The organism is Mycolicibacterium septicum DSM 44393 (genome assembly GCF_000455325.1).
Taxonomy (GTDB): domain Bacteria; phylum Actinomycetota; class Actinomycetes; order Mycobacteriales; family Mycobacteriaceae; genus Mycobacterium; species Mycobacterium septicum.
In genome coordinates this window covers 880,140-896,494 of sequence record NZ_HG322953.1, presented here as the reverse complement: position 1 = coordinate 896,494, position 16,355 = coordinate 880,140, and the positions used below count along the sequence as shown (strand labels likewise).

Below are 16,355 nucleotides of genomic sequence, written 5' to 3'. Positions count from 1 at the left end.
GCCCCGGCCGCACCAGGTAGGCGGCGAGCGCGGTGTCGGAGGTGACCCCGCGCAATGTCCAGCCGCGCCCGGCGAGGTCATGCATGGCCAGCTTGGCCTCGTGCAGCGCCTTGGGCGGACCGGGATCACCCAGCCAGCGCGCCAGCGCTTCCTCGTCCTCGGGTGTCAGCGTGGCGGTGTCGATGTAGCGCCCGTCGCCGTCGGCCGCCACGATGGCCAGCGCGGTGGCGTCGGCGTCGTACGCCAGATGTGTGCCGACCACGGCCAGTCCGAACCGGTTACCCAGGCTGTGCTCGGCGAGCCAGGCGGCCAGCTCACCGGGCTCCAATGCCCGGCCACGCACGTCGAACCCGTGCTCGACCTCGGGCTCGGAGGCCACCAGCGTCTCGAACAGCCGGTCGCGCAGCACCCGGAATTCCAGGTCGTCGAACAGCCGGTGGATCTGGTCGCGGTTCCAGGGTTGCATCCGCAGGGTGTCCGGCGTCTGGGCCAGCGGCACATCGCGCACCAGGTCGGTGAGCTCACGGTTGAGGATCACGCTGGACAGGTTGGCCCGCAGCGAGTCCCCCACCTTGCCCTTGACCTTCTCCACGTTGTCGACCAGCGACTGCAGAGAGCCGTACTCGACGATCCACTTGGTCGCGGTCTTCTCCCCCACCCCGGGAATACCGGGCAGGTTGTCGCTCGGGTCCCCGCGCAGGGCCGCGAAATCCGGATACTGCGTCGGCGTCAGGCCGTACTTCTCCACCACCGCGTCCGGGGTGAAGCGGGTCAGCTCGCTGACTCCCTTGCGCGGGTACAGCACGGTGACGTTGTCGGTGACCAACTGCAGCGAGTCACGGTCGCCGGTGACGACCAGAACCCGGTAGCCCTCCTGCTCGGCCTGGGTGGCCAGGGTGGCGATGATGTCGTCGGCCTCGAAGCCGGATTCGGCCATCGCGGTGATGCCCAATGCGCCGAGTACCTCTTTGGTGATGTCGATCTGGCCGCGGAACTCGTCGGGCGTCGCGGAGCGGCCCTCCTTGTATTCCGGGTACTTCTCCTTGCGGAACGTCTGCCGCGACACGTCGAACGCGGCGGCCACGTGGCTGGGCTGCTCGTCCCGCAGCAGGTTGATCAGCATCGAGGTGAACCCGTAGACCGCGTTGGTGGTCAGCCCGCCCTGGGTCTTGAAATTCTCGGCCGGCAACGCGTAAAACGCCCGGAAAGCCAGCGAATTGCCGTCGAGCAGCATCAGTGTGGGCTTGTCGTCGGCGGTCGGGTTCGGTGCGTTCTTCGTCTCGGTCTTCGCGGGGCTCACGGCCCTCACTCTATGCGGGGCCACCGACGCGCAGACGGCGACGAGCCATCTCGATCAGCACCCTGGCGGCCGGACTCATGGGCCCCTGCGCCCGCCACGCGAACACCAACCGGCCGCGCAACTCGGGCGTGATGGGCAGGGGGTGCAGCGCGGCCCGGGCGACGGCCACCGATTCCGGCAACACCGCGACTCCGAGCCCGCGCTCGGCAAGCTCGGCCAGCGCGTGCGGGGTGCTCGCCTCGAACGCGACCCGTGCGGCCACCCCGGCCGCGCGGCAGGCCTGGTCGAACTGATGGCGGATGCCGGCGCCGGTCGGCAGCGCGATGACCGGGTGGTCCGCGAGATCACGCAACGCGACCGTGCGTCGCCGGTGCCACGGATGGCCACCCGCCACCGCTGCGACGATGCGCTGATCGGTCACCACCTCGGCGGCCAACCCGGCGGGCAGTTCGGCACCGACCGACACGATGGCCGCATCGAGGCGCCCTGAGTGCAGGCCGTCCAGCAGGGCGTCGGACTCGTCGGTGGTCAACGTGATGTCGACCAGCGGGTGTGCCGCGTGGAACTGAGCGAGCAGTCCCGCCATGTCGAAGTCGTGGGCCGTCACGGTGCCCACCACCACCGAGCCCCGCACCAACTCGCCGAGTTCCTCGACCGCGGTACGGGCGGCGGTGACGGCGGCCAGCGCCGCCCGGGCGTGGGGCAACACGGCTTCACCCGCGGCGGTCAGCCGGACCGCACGCCGGCTGCGATCGAACAGCTGCTGACCGAGTTCACGCTCGAGGTGACGGATCTGAGCGCTGACCGCCGGTTGCGCGACATGCACCCGCTCGGCGGCGCGGGTGAAGTTGGCTTCTTCGGCCACCGCCACGAAGTACTCGAGCTGGCGCAATTCCATAAGTAATCAGAATAGTTTGTGGACGGACTATGTATTGGACTTATCGTTTGGCGCTGACGAGGCTGGAGTCATGTCCACACGACCGATCGTCATCGCCGGAGCCGGCATCGGCGGCCTCACCGCCGCACTCACCCTGCACGCCAGAGGTTTTCCCGTCACGGTCCTGGACAGCGCCCGCGAGCTCCGCGCCCTCGGCGTGGGCATCAACCTGCTGCCGCACGCGGTACGCGAACTGACCGACCTCGGTCTCGGCGAGGCCCTGCTGGCCATCTCGTCGACCCCGGCCGTCATCGATTTCTATCGCTCCGACGGCGCGCTGCTGTTCCGTGAGCCCCGCGGAGTCGAAGGCGGATACGGATACCCGCAGTGCTCGGTACACCGCGGCCGGCTGCAGATGCTGTTGCTCGACGCGGTCCGGTCCCGGCTGGGTACCGACGCGGTGCGCACCGGCGCAGCCGTCACCGGCTTCGAGGAAACCGACGATCATGTGCGTGTGGCGAGCCGCGTCGGCGAGTTCACCGCCGACACGTTCGTCGGCGCGGACGGGGTGCACTCGACGGTACGCAGGCAATTGCATCCCGGCCCCGAGCCGCTGGCCTGGTCGGGGGTCCGGATGTTCCGCGGCGCCAGTCATATTCGACCCTTCCTCGACGGCCGCACGATGGCCATCGTCAAGGGTGAGGACGGTGTCGAGCTGGTCACGTACCCGATCGGCGGCGATCAGGTGAACTGGGTGCTGCAGGTCACCGAGACCGCACCGGGTCCGCTTCCCGGGGACGCGAACTGGAACGCCCAGGTCGATCCCGCGGCGGTGACGGCCCGCATGTCCGGCTGGCACCTGGACTGGCTGGACCCGGCCGAGCTGGTGGGCCGGTCCGAGGCGGTGTTCGAGTATCCGATGGTCGATCGGGAGCCGCTGTCCCACTGGGGTACTCGACGCGTCACGCTGCTGGGCGACGCCGCGCATCCGATGTATCCCGTCGGCGCCAACGGCGGTTCACAGGCCATCCTCGACGCCCGCGCGCTTGCCGATGAACTGGCCGCCGGCCGCGGCGTCGCCGGCTACGAGGCCCGCCGCATCCCGGAGACCACGGCAGTGGTGCACGCCAATCGAACGATGCATGCCGGCGATCCCCGGGAGCTGGCCCGGGTCACCGCGGACTATCGACGAAACACCCTCGCAGACAGGAGTTCCCGATGACCACATACGTTCTGATCCCGGGTGCGTGCCACGGCGGCTGGTGCTTCGACGATCTCGCCGCCGCACTGAGCGCCGAGGGCCACCGGGTGTTGACGCCCACCCTGACCGGGGTGGCCGAGCGCGCGCACCTGGCCCACGCCGGGGTCAACCTGGAAACCCATATCGCCGATGTGATCGCGGAGATGCAGGCCCGACAGGTGACCGATGCGGTACTGGCCGGGCACAGCTACGGCGGCATGGTGATCACCGCCGTCGCGGATCGCGTTCCGCAGCAGGTCGATTCGCTGGTGTACCTGGACGCGTTCGTGCCGCGAGACGGCGACTCGGTGTGGAGTCTGACCGACGACGGACAACACATGTGGTACTCCGGCGTCGATGCCACGGGCTACGGCGTACCGCCACTGCCGTTCTTCGACGACCGCGCCACGGCGCATCCGCTCGCGTCGTTGATGCAGCCGATCCGGCTGCGCGACGGCCTTTCCCGCTTCCGGCTCGACTATGTCTACGCCACCGAGTGGGAGGGTGAATCACCGTTCACCGCGACCTTCGAGCGGGTGCGCACCGACCCCGCCTGGCGCACCCACGTGCTCGACGGGGCACACAACCTCATGCGCGACAACCACAGCGATCTGGTCCGCATCCTGCTGGGCGCCGCCGCCGGGTAGTCCGACGACGTCACGGTGGTCGCGCTAACCTTCCCTCGTGCCGTCGCCTCGCCCGATCGTGATCGGCCAGGTGACATCGCTGACCGGCTCGAACTACATGGGCCTGGAGAACCGGGACGGCGCCGCGCTCGCGGTACAGCAGCTCAACGACGCTGGTGGTGTGCTCGGACGCCCCGTAGAGCTGGCGGTCGAGGACGACGAGAGTCTCCCCCAGGGTGCGGTGACCGCCTACCACCGGTTGGCCGACCGGGGCGTCGTTGCCGTCGTCGGAACATCGTTCTCCAACGCGAGTCTGGCGGTCCTGCCGCATACCGATGAACGCCAGGTGGTGTACGTATCGACGGGAGCCGCCCACACCCAGGTCGATCCCGTCCGTCCGTACGTGTTCATGACTCCGCCGACGGGGCATCTGGTCGCCGCGCAGCTGATCAGATACTTCCGTCATCACCGCCTGGCCAGAATTGCGGTGGCCTTCGATTCCGACAGCGTGTTCAACCGCGAGGCGTGGGCGACACAGGAAACGATGCTGGGCCGGTTCGGAATCGAGGCCGTCGTGGTCGTATCGGTCAAGGTCGACACCGAGGATTTCGGGCCTGCTGTGGCTGAAGTCGCCGCGAGCGGCGCGCAGGCCTTGATGGCGTGGGTCACCGGTCCACCGGCGACCGGGTTGGCGTCGGCGTTCCGGTCAGCCGGTCTGGACATTCCGATGGTCGCGGGACTCGGCGCCGCGAGTCCCGCGTTCGTGGCGGAAGTCGGCCCGGGTGCCGACGGCATCATCGTCGCGACGTCCCTGGTAGTCGTGGAAGCAGACCTGCCGCGGTCAGCGACCCGGACCGCCATCGCCACACTGACCGAACCCTTCGAGCGTCGGCACGGTGTACCGCCCTCGCAGTTCGCGGTGGATGGATACACCGCCGTCAAGCTGATCGCAGGAGCCCTCGACGCAGCCGGCGATGACGCTCCTCAAGCGGTCCGGCAGGCCATGGACTCATTGACATGTCTGACGCCCGAGGGTGAATACCGCTTCTCGCGCACCGATCATTCCGGGCTCGATGCGAACGACGTGGCCGTCGCAGTCATCCGGGACGGCCGGTTCCGCCTGACACCGTGGTCCCGCGGCGAGTTGCTCCGGCACTTGAAATAGCGGCTGTCTCCCCCGCCTGGCGCAGTTGGTCGCGGATGACCTCCGCCCGGGTGCTGATCGCGCCGACATAGCCGTCGGGCCGGACCAGGACATAGGAGCCGACAGTGACGTCATAGTCGGCACCGGGTGTGACACTCACTTGCGGGATCCCGAAATCGACTGGTTCGGAACCGAATTCCAGAACCGTCCAGTGGGGGCCGCGGAACACGTCGAACAGTCTGCGACCGTCTGGCAGCAGGCCGTCGGGTGCCCGGTCGCCGGCCCGTAGCGCACCGGCCGGGTCGGTGTCGACGGCGAGCGGGCCTCCCCGGTAGTTGATGTCCAGCTGGTGGATGGCCGCCGGCGCGGGCCCCGTCGCACCGAATCCCTGGCGGTGCAACAGGCCGCTGAGGTGCAGCACCTCGGCAGCGACGGGCAGGCGCTCCGCCTCATAGCTGTCCAGCAGGACGTCAGGCGCTCCGGCCGACACGGCGGCCAGTTTCCAGCCGAGGTTGTAGGCATCCTGCACCCCGGTGTTGACGCCCTGCCCTCCGGCGGGCGAATGGACGTGGGCGGCGTCTCCGGCCAGGAACACCCGGCCCATCCGGAAGTGTTGCGCCATCAGCAGATTCACCCGGTACAGCGATATCCACCGCAGATCCGAGAGTGTCACGTCGCGGCGGCCCGACCGGTGCTGCAGCACTTCCTGCATGCCCTCGAGGGTCAGCGCCGGAATCTCGACGCCCGGCGCCATCGTCACCACCAGTTGGTAGTGCTCACTGCCCGGCAGGTTCCACAGCGAGAACCGCGTGGACTGGTCACCGTCCCGGGTCAGCAGGTGACAGCACCGGCCGTCGAGGCCGCGGGCCCGCACGTCACCCACGATGATCTGTTCCTCGGTGAGCGCACCGCCGAGGAAATCGACCCCGGACGCCTTGCGGACGGTGCTGCGGCCACCGTCGGCGCCGACCAGGTAGTCGGCGTGGATCGACCCTCGCCCGGTATGCACCGTGACACCGTCGTCGACCTGCGTGAAACCCGTTACCTCGGTGTCGAACTCGATGGTCCCGCCGAGTTCGGCAAATCGCGCCGCCAGGATCTGGTCGGTACGCCACTGCGGGATCAGCCACGTGTACGGGTACGGCACCGCCGGGGTGGGTTCCAACTCGGGCAGCCCCAGCAGGTCGTAGATCGGCTTCTCCCAGACCACATCCTCGCCGCGGTAGAGCCGCATGGGCGGAAAGGACTCCCCGGCGGCCAGCACGGCGCCGATCACGCCGAGGTCGTCGAAGACCTCCAGGGTGCGCGGCTGCAGCCCTTTGCCGCGGGAGCCGGGGAACAACGTCGCGGCCTTGTCCAGCACCCGGCAGGGCACGCCGCGCCGGGCCAGCTCGATGGCCAGGGTCAGTCCGGTGGGCCCGGCGCCCGCGATCACGACGGTCATCCGCGGGCACCGCCGAGCAGGACCAACAGGACGTCGTCGATCAGCCGCGCGCTGAACGCCGCGTCGACCGGCAGGTCGAGGTGGACCTGGCGGAGGATCATCGCCTCGGCCACGTCATGGATGAGTTCGACATCGGTGCCCGCGGCGATATCGCCGCGGACGATGGCCCGTTGCAGCGCATCGTGGAACGGCGAGAGCTCCTCTTTGGCGAGATGTTCGCGGATGGCCTCGGCCAGCTGCGTGTCGTGGCGCATGAGGGTTGCGAGTTCCGCGGTGACCCGGGTCAACGGGTCGGCCACGTCGGCAGCGATGGCGTCCATCACGGCGAACAGATCACTGCGCAGTTCCCCGGTGTCGGGTACCGACGCATTGCGTGCGGCGTCCGCGGCGTCCAGGGTCGCGCGGACAAGCTGGGCCTTGTTCGGCCACCGGCGGTAGATGGTGGCCTTGCTGGCGCCGGCCCGCGCGGCCACCGCATCGATCGTCAGTGCCTGATATCCCCGTTCCACCAGCAGCTCGGCTGTCGCGGCCAGCACGGCCTGCTCACGTTCCATACCTCGAACCATGATCGAAGAGTACGAAACCGTTTCGTACTCATCAAGCCATTATCTTGGTCCGCGGGACAAAACTGCAACACGTTTCAGTTCTGCGGTCTTGATCGTTTAGGCTGGCCGCGTGCCAGCAGCATCTTCGCAACCCGCGATCGAAGGGTGGTTCGCCACCGACGACGCCGGTGCCACTCACCTGATCGGCGGCAAGTGCACTCAGTGCGCCACTTTCGTGTTCCCGCCGCGCGAGAACAACTGCCCCAACCCGGCCTGCGACAGCGACACCCTTGACCTGGTTCCGCTGTCCCGCCGCGGAAAGGTGTGGAGCTACACCGAGAATCGGTATCTCCCGCCCGCACCGTATCCGAAGACCGACCCGTTCGAACCCTTCGCGATCGCCGCGGTGGAGTTGGCCGACGAAGGCCTGATCGTGCTCGGCAAGGTCGTCGAAGGCACCCTCGCCGCCGACCTCAAGGTCGGCATGGAGATGGAGCTGACCACCATGACGCTCTACACCGACGACGAGGGCATCGAGCGCACCACCCACGCCTGGAGGATCCCGTGAGCACTCCCGAACCGCTGTACATCCTCGGCGCGGGCATGCACCCGTGGGGCAAGTGGGGCCGCGACTTCACCGAGTACGGCGTCGTCGCCGCCCGCGCCGCGCTGGCCGAGGCCGGCCTGGACTGGCGCCAGATCCAGCTGGTCGCCGGGGCCGACACCATCCGTAACGGTTACCCGGGCTTCATCGCCGGGTCGACGTTCGCCCAGAAGCTGGGCTGGAACGGTGTGCCGGTGTCGTCGAGCTACGCGGCCTGCGCGTCGGGCTCGCAGGCACTGCAGAGTGCCCGGGCCCAGATCCTGGCCGGGTTCTGCGATGTCGCGCTGGTGATCGGCGCCGACACCACGCCCAAGGGCGCCTTCGCACCCGTCGGCGGCGAGCGCAAGAACGATCCCGACTGGCAGCGCTTCCACCTGCTCGGCGCGATGAACCCGGTGTACTTCGCCCTGCTGGCCCGGCGCCGGATGGACCTCTACGGGGCCACCTCCGAAGACTTCGCCCAGGTGAAGGTGAAGAACTCCCGCCACGGCCTGCAGAACCCGAATGCCCGCTACCACAAGGAATCCTCGATCGAGGACGTGCTGGCCAGCCCGGTGGTTTCCGACCCACTGCGCCAGCTCGACATCTGCGCCACCTCCGATGGCGCCGCCGCACTGATCGTGGCGAGCAAGTCGTTCGCCGAGAAGCACCTGGGCTCGCTGGAGGGCGTCCCGTCGGTGCGCGCGATCTCGACGGTGACCCCGCAGTACCCGCAGCACCTGCCCGAATTGCCGGACATCGCAACCGATTCCACCGCCGTGGTACCGGCACCGGAGCGCGTGTTCAAGGATCAGATCCTCGACGCGGCGTACGCCGAGGCCGGCATCGGCCCCGAGGACGTCAGCCTGGCAGAGGTCTACGACCTGTCCACCGCACTCGAGCTCGACTGGTACGAGCACCTGGGCCTGTGCGCCAAGGGTGAGGGCGAGCAGCTGCTGCGTTCCGGCGCGACGACCATCGGCGGCCGTGTCCCGGTGAACGCGTCCGGCGGCCTGGCCTGCTTCGGCGAGGCCATCCCGGCCCAGGCCATCGCGCAGGTGTGCGAGTTGACCTGGCAGCTCAAGGGCCAGGCCATCGGCCGGCAGGTCGAGGGCGCCAAGGTCGGCGTGACCGCCAACCAGGGCCTGTTCGGCCACGGCTCCTCGGTGATCGTCGCCCGGTAGAAGAATGACGGCGTGAGCGAAACCGTCGTCGTCCGCGTCAAGCCCGGCAGCCGCAAAGGCCCGCTGGTCGAAGTCGCTGACGACGGCGCGCTCACCATCTACGTCCAGGAACGCGCCGTCGACGGCAAGGCCAACGACGCCGTCACCAAGCTGCTTGCCCAGCATCTGGGTGTGCCGCGCAGCCGCGTGGAGTTGATCTCCGGAGCGACTGCGCGGCTCAAGCGTTTTCGGGTGAGCTGACGTTGCGGTTCCACTCCAACCAGCCGATCCCGCTGCGCCCGTCGGCGGTGCGCACCTTGGCCCAGGCGCGGGGGAACTGACTGACCCGGCCGTCGGCAGCCACCAGCAGCACCGGCGCATGGCCCTGGATGTCGACAGCGACCTCGATGTCGCCGGGTTGCAGGTTCAGCGTCGTCGAAACCGGCAGATCGTCGGCACCGAGCGCGTATTGCGCTGTCACCGACTGCAATTCGACGAGCGGCTCGCCCGCGCGCTGCGAATAGCCGATCCCGATCGGCGGCATCCCGGGGATCCGGATGTCCACGCCGTGCAGATGGGTGCCGTCGTCGAGATGGATCGCACTCCAGACCCAGTTCATCGACCACCAATCGCGCACACCCCACGAATGGTCGCGCTGGCCCGCGACGGCGTTGACGTCGAAGGTCTGCTCGCCGACGGTCACCGTGCCCGAGACCGTGCACGGAATCTCGTAGCGCGGCGTGATCCGGTACTGGTACGGGATTCCCACCGTCGTCCAGGTCAGGTCCATGGTCACCGGAACCGGCCGGCCCGTTTCACCACGCAGCAGCGCGGCCGGATCGTCATGGGCCTGCCCGGTACCCGCTGCGGTGACCCGGTAGGTCTTGAGCGGCTCGCCCGGCTGCAGGCTCAGCTCGACACCCTCACCTGTGATCAGTGCCGGTTCGGCCGGTGCGGCGTGAAAGTCGTTGAGCGCCACGGTCGGCATCCCCGGACCGCAGAACAGCACATTCACCCACGCGGTGTCCTGGTTGGGTATCAGCCCCAGGCGGACCCAGCCGCCGAAACCCGCGTCAACGTCGGCGAAGTCGAGATACCAGCTCTCGTTCCACAATTCCTCGCCGGTCGGCGGATGCGCAAACTCGTCCTCGACCGCGGGGACCATCGGTTCCGGGATCGCCGGTGGCGCAAGGATATCCAGGGCCTCGGTGTCCAGCACATGGCTGCAGTGCCGGTCGAGCATCGTCATGAACATCTGGTCACCGCGTTCGGTGCGCTCCACCAGCATCGAGGAGATGATGGCCATCATCACGCCGAAGAAGCTCTGCCGGCGCACACCGTCGCGCACCTGATCGAGCGTCAGCGCGGAGTCCGGTCCCAGCGCCCGGTGATACGCCGCCAGTAGCTCGTCGTAGTGCCTGCGGCGCTGCTCGACGGGCAGGGCGCAGCCGATGAAATACGCGACGTCGGTGAACGCCGGCCCCTTGGTGACGGTCTGCCAGTCGACCACGGTCAGGGCCCGGTCGGCGCCGGAGTCGCCGAACAGCATGTTGTCGAGCCGGTAGTCACCGTGCACCAGCCCCTGGGGCCGCCCGGATGCGCCTTCGTCGGCCAGGTAGGCGTCGAAACTCTCGACGAGCCGCTCGCACACGTGGCGCTGCTCGGGCGTGATCAGGCTCGCGTAGCGGTCGACGAAGGCCGCATACAGGCCGGCGATCAGCGCTTGGTTGACCGGCGCCTCCCGGTTGAGCCACTCGGCCTGGTTCAGCGCTTCGGCACCGGGCTTCGACCCGTGCATGCGGCCCAGCTCGGTGAGCGCCACAGCGGCCTGTTCGGGTGTGGCGCCCCGGATCTCATCGCCCACAACGGCGGGCACGGCGTCGCCGAGCAACAGGTCGAACGCACCGGTCTGAGTGTCGATCGCGGCGTGGTAGCACGGCGCCACGGGCCCGGGCACCAGGGCGGGCGCGATGTCGGTATAGAACCGCACCTCGCGCTCGTACAGCCCGAGCGCCAGTCCGGTCTGGCGACTGCTCGGGTCGGTGGCGGCGACCTTCAGCACGACCGACGCCGGCCCGTCCTGCTCTGCGGCGTAGCTCAGCGAGACGCGGTAGCACTCGCTCATCTGGCCCGTTCCGATCCGCTCGAAACTGAACCCGCTGACCTGGCCGGCGCCGAGTGCGGCGGTCAGCCAGTCGCAGGTCAGGTCTTCGGGGCGGTCGAGTACGGCTGTCTGAGTCGGTTGCACACAGGCAACCTAGCAGTGTTCCGCGTCACATATGACAGGTGTCAACTAATGATGTGCCGCCTTGGCATGACCGTGGGCGCAGGCGTCCGGCGGAGTGGGTGCCACGTCCAACGCCGGGTTGCGGTCGAAGAACCCGAAAGGCTTGAGCCAGAACGACACCACGTCCACCGGCATCACGGGCCAGTCCTCCGGACGGGTGATGTGGTGGATGCCGAACACGTACCAGAGCACCACGTCGGTGTTGTCGATCGACCGGTCGGCCTTGGTCCATTCCCCCAGCCCGGTATCGGCCACCGACTGGTTGACGAACTCCCCCGCCGGCCAGCGTTCGTCCGGCCGGTTCGGGGTCACCCACAGCGTGTGGGTGATGACGTTGGCGCGTTGCACCACCGGCGAGGAGGGGTCGAACATCGCGGGGATCGCGCCGGTGGGCACCAGCTTGTAGGACGGGTGCGTGCCCAGGCCGTTGACGACGTTGGTGTTGACCACCTTCCACGCCCGCTGCGTGGCGAAGCTGACGTCCTGTTTGCCCTCCTGCTCGGTGCGCAGCGCCTGATTGCGCACCACGAGCGACAGACCGTACGGATTGTCGGGAGTGATCGGTTCGGCGTACGACTCCGTCATGTAGACGGTGTTGTCGGGGCCGTCGACGTCCAGGTCCAACCGGGCGATCAGGAAATGCTGGTGGAACGGCGCATAGGTGCGCTCGTCGACCAGGGTGCCGTTGGGATGCGGCTGCCCCGCCGGAACCGGCGTGGTGACCATGATCCCGGTGGCGCGGACCTCGCACTCGATGTTGCCGTCCTGGTACAGCCGCCAGTAGACCAGGTACTCGTAGTTGGCGACGGTGACATGGAATGACAGTGTGAGCCTGCGCATCCGGCGCACTTCGGCTCCGGCGTCGTGGTCGACGTGCTTCCACAGCACGGCGTTGTCTTCCTCGTGGATGCAGATCGCGTTCGTGATGGTGTACGGCTCGCCCGTGCTGTCGTGCAGAACCGCGTCCAGATACCGGATCTCACCGAGGCAGTCGCAGCCGAGTTCCAGCGAGGTGGTCATGAACCCCAGGCCCCACTCGCCGATGTCGAACGCGGTCCGCCGGTAATGGTCCACCGAGGAGTCCCGATACGGCACCACCATCTCGGCGAACGACATCCGGTGGGCCACCGAACGATCCACCTCGCCGTCGCGGTACCGCACGGTGTGCAGCGTCATCCCCTCACGGTGGTTGAAACCGACCCGCAACGACCAGTTCTGCCACTGCAGCAGGTTGCCGTCCAACGTGAACGACGGACCATCGGGCTGGGTGATGTTCAGCGGCTTCAGCGGCTCGCGGCGCGAGGCCGACCGGATCCGCTCGGGGATGTGATGCGGTACGTATTCGCCCATCACATCGGGTTTTTCGGAACTGCCGTCATCCTCGACGCGCAGCACCTCCATGGTGTTGATGTCGATCACGCAGTGCAGACCGCTGACCGGGTGGGCGTAGGGATTGGCGCCGGGGGCGTCCTTGTACCAGGTGTCCGACCAGCCGATCCTACGGTCGCGGTACTCGGGCGGCGCGACCGCGTCACCGTAGGTCCAGGTGTCCATGAACACGTTGTCCAGGTCGGTGATACCGCGTTTGGCGAGTGCGGCGATCACGTCGGGATGCCTGCGCAGCACCTCGTCGCATTCGATGAACTCGTCGACGGTGAAGTTGGCCTGGACGCCCGGAATGTGATCGAAGTTCTCGACCCGGTCGTCGGTCAGCGACACCACGCCCTTGTAGGTGGCGTTCGCCGACCGGTCCAGGCAGATGACAGCCGCGCGGCGGGCCGGTGTCGCCCCGCCGCCGTCGAAGGTGGCCAATTCGGCCTTGGACGGTTCGACGAGTTCCACCGAGGCGACCCGCCAGCCCTCCCCGACCCCGTGCTCGCGCCGCAATATCGCTGCCACCGCGCGAAACTCGTCGGCGGACAGCGGATCCAAGGGATAGTCCACACCAAATACGCAACCACACCGGAGGATTCCGTGCAGCAAATCGCTCAGAGTGAATCAGGCGAACTCCGGCCGATTCAGTGCTCGGCGAGCGTGAACCCTTCCCAGGCCTGGCGCCGCACCGCCCGGGGGTCGTATTCGACGCGAGGCCGGCGGTCGAACACGAACACCGCGCGGTCGTCGCTGTCGTAGGCCGGCCAGCCCGCGCCCGGCTCACCGGTCCGGCTGAACGCACGCCATCGCCGTTGCACGTCCCGGCTGACCCGCCGGGCCGACGCGCGGTCGCCCACGGCCGTCAGCAATGCGCCGTAAGTCGTGTGGTACGTGTCGAACACGGCCAGCAGCTCCATCGCGTGCGTCGCACCGAGTCCCGCCCAGTGCAGGGTGCGCGGCGCGTAGTCGTAGCGGTACACGTAGGTGGGCGCGTGTCTGCTGTGCGCCTCGGCGATCTGCCAGGTGGCCGAGGCGAACGCGAAATCGCCACCGAGCCGCACGCAGGCCACGCTGCTCGGATAGTCCGGGTAGGCCGCGACGATCCGCCGACGGTCCTCGGGATCGATACGGGCGAAAAGCTTTTCGATCATCGGCTCATTGGTCGGCAGCAGCGGGAGGAACCGCGTGAACAGCCGGCCCTCGTCGGCGTTGTTGCCGACGATCAACGGCACCCGGTGCGCACTGCCCTCGGCCATCGCCGTCACCGGATCGACCGGCAGGTACTCGGTACCGAACGTCGGGCCGACCGGAAACGCGCCGGGCATGTCCGTCTGCCCGCGCATGATGAGCTTCTCCAGGGCCCGGCCCAGGTCCGCGGGGCGGGCGGACATGAGCGCGGCGGCCGCCGGACCCCCATCGGGACTGACCAATTCGGCGAGCTGACCCGCGAGTCGGGCCGCGGCATCCGCCGAGCTGACCATCCCGCTGGCCGGGCTCTCCGAGATCACCTGGGCGAACAGGCCTTCGGCGTCGGGCACCGCGAGCAGGGTCGCGACCGCGTGGGCACCCGCACTCTCACCGAAGATCGTCACGTTGTCGGGGTCTCCGCCGAACACCGCCACGTTGTCGCGGACCCAGCGCAGGGCCAGCACCAGGTCGCGCAGGAACAGGTTGTCCTCGATCGGATGTTCGGGCGTCGCCAGCGACGACAGTTCGACACACCCGAGCATGCCGAGCCGGTAGTTGACCGAGACGAACACACAGCCGCGGCGGGCCAGCGCGGCACCGTCATAAACGGGGGTGGCCGAGCTGCCCATGATGTAGCCACCGCCATGGACGAAGAACATCACCGGCAGCGGACCGTCGGTGTTCGGTTTCTCCGGCGCCACCACGTTGAGGGTCAGGCAGTCCTCGCTCATCGGCTGGTGCTTGCCCACACCGACGAGCGTGTAGCGACGTTGCTGCGGCGCGCAGTAACCGAACCCGTGGCAGTAGCGCACACCGGGCCACGGCTCGGCCGGCTCGGGGGCCCGAAGACGCAGCCGGCCCACGGGCGGCTTGGCGTAAGGGATGGAGCGCCAACGATGTACGCCGTCCCGCGTGAACCCCTCGACGATGCCGCTACTGATCTTTGCCCGGACAGTCCGCTCGTGCATGAACCGACCGTATCGAACTACACCGGTGTAGGCGGACACGCGGTGGGCGTGACACACGACCGCTAGCCTTGCGGGTATGCGCACCGTTGTGACTGTTGGGGCTGCTGTGCTTTCGGCGGCCCTCGTGGCGGCCTGCTCGTCGGGAGGGGGGCACGAGTCGCAGCCGAACTCGCAGCCCCGGATGTCGATGCCCGCCGGCGCCCCACACACCAAGACCACCACGCCCACCACGACGACGACCTCGCCGCTGCCCACCACGGCGCCGGCCGCCGGGACCCCGATGAACCGGGTGATCAAGTGGGTCGAGGCCGGCACCCCGGTCGAACCGTCCGGCTTCCACACCGCCACGCGTGACGGCCAGTCCACGAGCCTGGGCGATGATGTCGCGTTCGTCGTGCCGTCGGGCACCGCTCGCTGTGCCACCGACAAGAACGTCGAAGGCCAACTGGCCTGCCTGATCAAGGCCGACGACCTGCCTTCGAAGCCGTCCGACGTCGAGGGCCAGTGGATTCCCGGCTGGGTGGATTTCACCGGGGAAACCGTGGATATCGGCTCACTGCACGGAGATCCGGGCCGGTTCGGCTACGGCGACGGCGCCGAACTCAGCGAGGGCAAGTCACTGGCATTCGGCGACTACCGGTGCCGGGCCGACGCCACCTCTTTGGTGTGCGTCAACTATGCGCACCAGTCCGCGGTGCTGCTGAACTCCTCCGGCGTCGAGCCGCTGGGCTGTCTGAAGCCCGTTCCGCCGCCCGTGGGCATCGGCCGTCAGCTCAGCTGCCCGCCCGACTAGCGCCAGCCGTCGGCCGCCTTGGCGGCCTCCATCAGGGCCTCACACAACTGCCGCAGTTCGTCCGTCCCGGCACCCTCGTCGACCGCGATGGCCACATCCTCGGCCGCGCACCTGACCTGGTACACCCGATCGGACAGCTGGGCCGCCTCGTCGGCGGTGAGCACCACCGAATCCGGGGCCAGTGACGTGCCTTTCACCATGGCGCGTTGTTCGTAGGCCCGCTGCCGGCAGGACTGCCTGCAATACTGGCGACGGCGGCCCATCTGTGCATCGGCGACCTCACGTCCGCACCACCGACACGGCTGCGGACGGTCGCGTCTGTGGTTACCGATCGCCATGGGTCACGACTGTAGACTGCCCGACGCCTCGACCCGCGTATCATCAATGGTCGAGTCGGGAACTTGGCAACGCCGTGCAGCGTTGATACATCCGGACTAAAACGCCAAATAAGGAGTGTTGACGATGGCTGATCGTGTCCTGAGAGGCAGTCGCCTCGGAGCCGTGAGCTACGAGACCGACCGCAACCATGACCTGGCGCCGCGTCAGGTGGCCCGGTACCGCACCGACAACGGTGAAGAGTTCGACGTCCCGTTCGCCGACGACGCCGAGATCCCCGGCACCTGGCTGTGCCGGAACGGGCTCGAGGGCACCCTGATCGAGGGTGACGTGCCGGAGCCCAAGAAGGTCAAGCCGCCGCGTACCCACTGGGACATGCTGCTGGAGCGTCGTTCCGTCGAGGAGCTCGAGGAGCTGCTCAAGGAGCGTCTCGATCTGATCAAGACCAAGCGTCGCGGCAGCTGAACCGCGCAAAAAAACCGCGATA

General features: G+C 68.2%; 16 protein-coding genes. 8 read left to right on the top strand and 8 right to left on the bottom strand.

What is annotated here, in order from left to right:
- Both TX88_RS35470 and TX88_RS31070 read right to left on the bottom strand, forming a co-directional pair.
- Positions 1–1,300, bottom strand: a 1,300-nt coding sequence (locus TX88_RS35470; protein WP_280113244.1) for a 5'-3' exonuclease H3TH domain-containing protein, incomplete at its 3' end; no start/stop codon positions are given.
- A 10-nt stretch (positions 1,301–1,310) separates the two neighbouring features.
- Positions 1,311–2,198, bottom strand: a complete 888-nt coding sequence (locus tag TX88_RS31070) for a LysR family transcriptional regulator (RefSeq protein WP_044524021.1) — start codon at positions 2,196–2,198, stop codon at positions 1,311–1,313.
- Positions 2,199–2,268: 70 nt separating this feature from the next.
- On the opposite strand from TX88_RS31070, the gene TX88_RS31065 reads away from it, so the two are divergent.
- From TX88_RS31065 to TX88_RS31055, 3 genes are read left to right on the top strand one after another with little or no spacing between them, the layout of a single operon-like run.
- Positions 2,269–3,399, top strand: coding sequence for an FAD-dependent monooxygenase (locus TX88_RS31065; protein WP_044524019.1), 1,131 nt, complete (start codon positions 2,269–2,271; stop codon positions 3,397–3,399).
- The gene (locus tag TX88_RS31060; RefSeq protein ID WP_044524016.1) at positions 3,396–4,064 is read left to right on the top strand and encodes an alpha/beta fold hydrolase; all 669 of its coding nucleotides are present in this window, start codon (positions 3,396–3,398) and stop codon (positions 4,062–4,064) included. The genes TX88_RS31065 and TX88_RS31060 overlap by 4 nt, the downstream gene beginning before the upstream one ends.
- Before the next feature lie 37 nt (positions 4,065–4,101).
- A complete protein-coding gene (locus TX88_RS31055) occupies positions 4,102–5,208 on the top strand; it encodes an ABC transporter substrate-binding protein (protein WP_049925547.1) in 1,107 nt (368 codons plus the stop codon).
- Here the strand turns inward: TX88_RS31055 and TX88_RS31050 are convergent.
- Both TX88_RS31050 and TX88_RS31045 read right to left on the bottom strand, forming a co-directional pair.
- Complete coding sequence (locus tag TX88_RS31050; protein ID WP_044524014.1) at positions 5,141–6,631, bottom strand: FAD-dependent monooxygenase; 1,491 nt, start codon at positions 6,629–6,631, stop codon at positions 5,141–5,143. The genes TX88_RS31055 and TX88_RS31050 overlap by 68 nt on opposite strands.
- Complete coding sequence (locus TX88_RS31045; RefSeq protein WP_084622283.1) at positions 6,628–7,197, bottom strand: TetR/AcrR family transcriptional regulator; 570 nt, start codon at positions 7,195–7,197, stop codon at positions 6,628–6,630. Before TX88_RS31045 ends, TX88_RS31050 begins: the two co-directional genes overlap by 4 nt.
- Positions 7,198–7,306: 109 nt before the next feature.
- Here TX88_RS31045 and TX88_RS31040 point away from each other — a divergent pair, with 109 nt between their 5' ends.
- The 3 genes from TX88_RS31040 to TX88_RS31030 are packed head-to-tail and all read left to right on the top strand — an operon-like array spanning position 7,307 to position 9,183.
- Positions 7,307–7,744 (top strand): Zn-ribbon domain-containing OB-fold protein, encoded by a 438-nt coding sequence (locus tag TX88_RS31040; protein WP_044524009.1) that lies wholly within the window; start codon positions 7,307–7,309, stop codon positions 7,742–7,744.
- The gene (locus TX88_RS31035) at positions 7,741–8,943 is read left to right on the top strand and encodes a lipid-transfer protein (protein WP_084622281.1); all 1,203 of its coding nucleotides are present in this window, start codon (positions 7,741–7,743) and stop codon (positions 8,941–8,943) included. The genes TX88_RS31040 and TX88_RS31035 overlap by 4 nt, the downstream gene beginning before the upstream one ends.
- Before the next feature lie 12 nt (positions 8,944–8,955).
- Positions 8,956–9,183 (top strand): DUF167 domain-containing protein, encoded by a 228-nt coding sequence (locus TX88_RS31030; RefSeq protein WP_044524007.1) that lies wholly within the window; start codon positions 8,956–8,958, stop codon positions 9,181–9,183.
- Here the strand turns inward: TX88_RS31030 and TX88_RS31025 are convergent.
- The 3 genes from TX88_RS31025 to TX88_RS31015 form a co-directional block, all read right to left on the bottom strand.
- Positions 9,161–11,170, bottom strand: a complete 2,010-nt coding sequence (locus tag TX88_RS31025; protein ID WP_044524004.1) for a DUF7064 domain-containing protein — start codon at positions 11,168–11,170, stop codon at positions 9,161–9,163. The two genes, TX88_RS31030 and TX88_RS31025, sit on opposite strands and share 23 nt — an antisense overlap.
- 45 nt (positions 11,171–11,215) lie before the next feature.
- A complete protein-coding gene (locus TX88_RS31020) occupies positions 11,216–13,153 on the bottom strand; it encodes a primary-amine oxidase (protein WP_044523999.1) in 1,938 nt (645 codons plus the stop codon).
- A gap of 74 nt (positions 13,154–13,227) precedes the next feature.
- Positions 13,228–14,739 (bottom strand): carboxylesterase/lipase family protein, encoded by a 1,512-nt coding sequence (locus tag TX88_RS31015; protein ID WP_044523996.1) that lies wholly within the window; start codon positions 14,737–14,739, stop codon positions 13,228–13,230.
- Positions 14,740–14,815: 76 nt separating this feature from the next.
- On the opposite strand from TX88_RS31015, the gene TX88_RS31010 reads away from it, so the two are divergent.
- Positions 14,816–15,532: a hypothetical protein gene (locus TX88_RS31010; protein ID WP_044523995.1), complete on the top strand. Its 717-nt coding sequence runs from the start codon at positions 14,816–14,818 to the stop codon at positions 15,530–15,532.
- Here TX88_RS31010 and TX88_RS31005 read toward each other — a convergent pair.
- Positions 15,529–15,870 carry a hypothetical protein gene (locus TX88_RS31005; protein ID WP_044523993.1) on the bottom strand — a complete coding sequence of 114 codons (342 nt, stop codon included), beginning with the start codon at positions 15,868–15,870 and terminating at the stop codon, positions 15,529–15,531. The two genes, TX88_RS31010 and TX88_RS31005, sit on opposite strands and share 4 nt — an antisense overlap.
- 124 nt (positions 15,871–15,994) lie before the next feature.
- Here TX88_RS31005 and rbpA point away from each other — a divergent pair, with 124 nt between their 5' ends.
- Positions 15,995–16,333 carry an RNA polymerase-binding protein RbpA gene (gene rbpA, locus TX88_RS31000; protein ID WP_011559900.1) on the top strand — a complete coding sequence of 113 codons (339 nt, stop codon included), beginning with the start codon at positions 15,995–15,997 and terminating at the stop codon, positions 16,331–16,333.
- Positions 16,334–16,355: the final 22 nt, after the last annotated feature.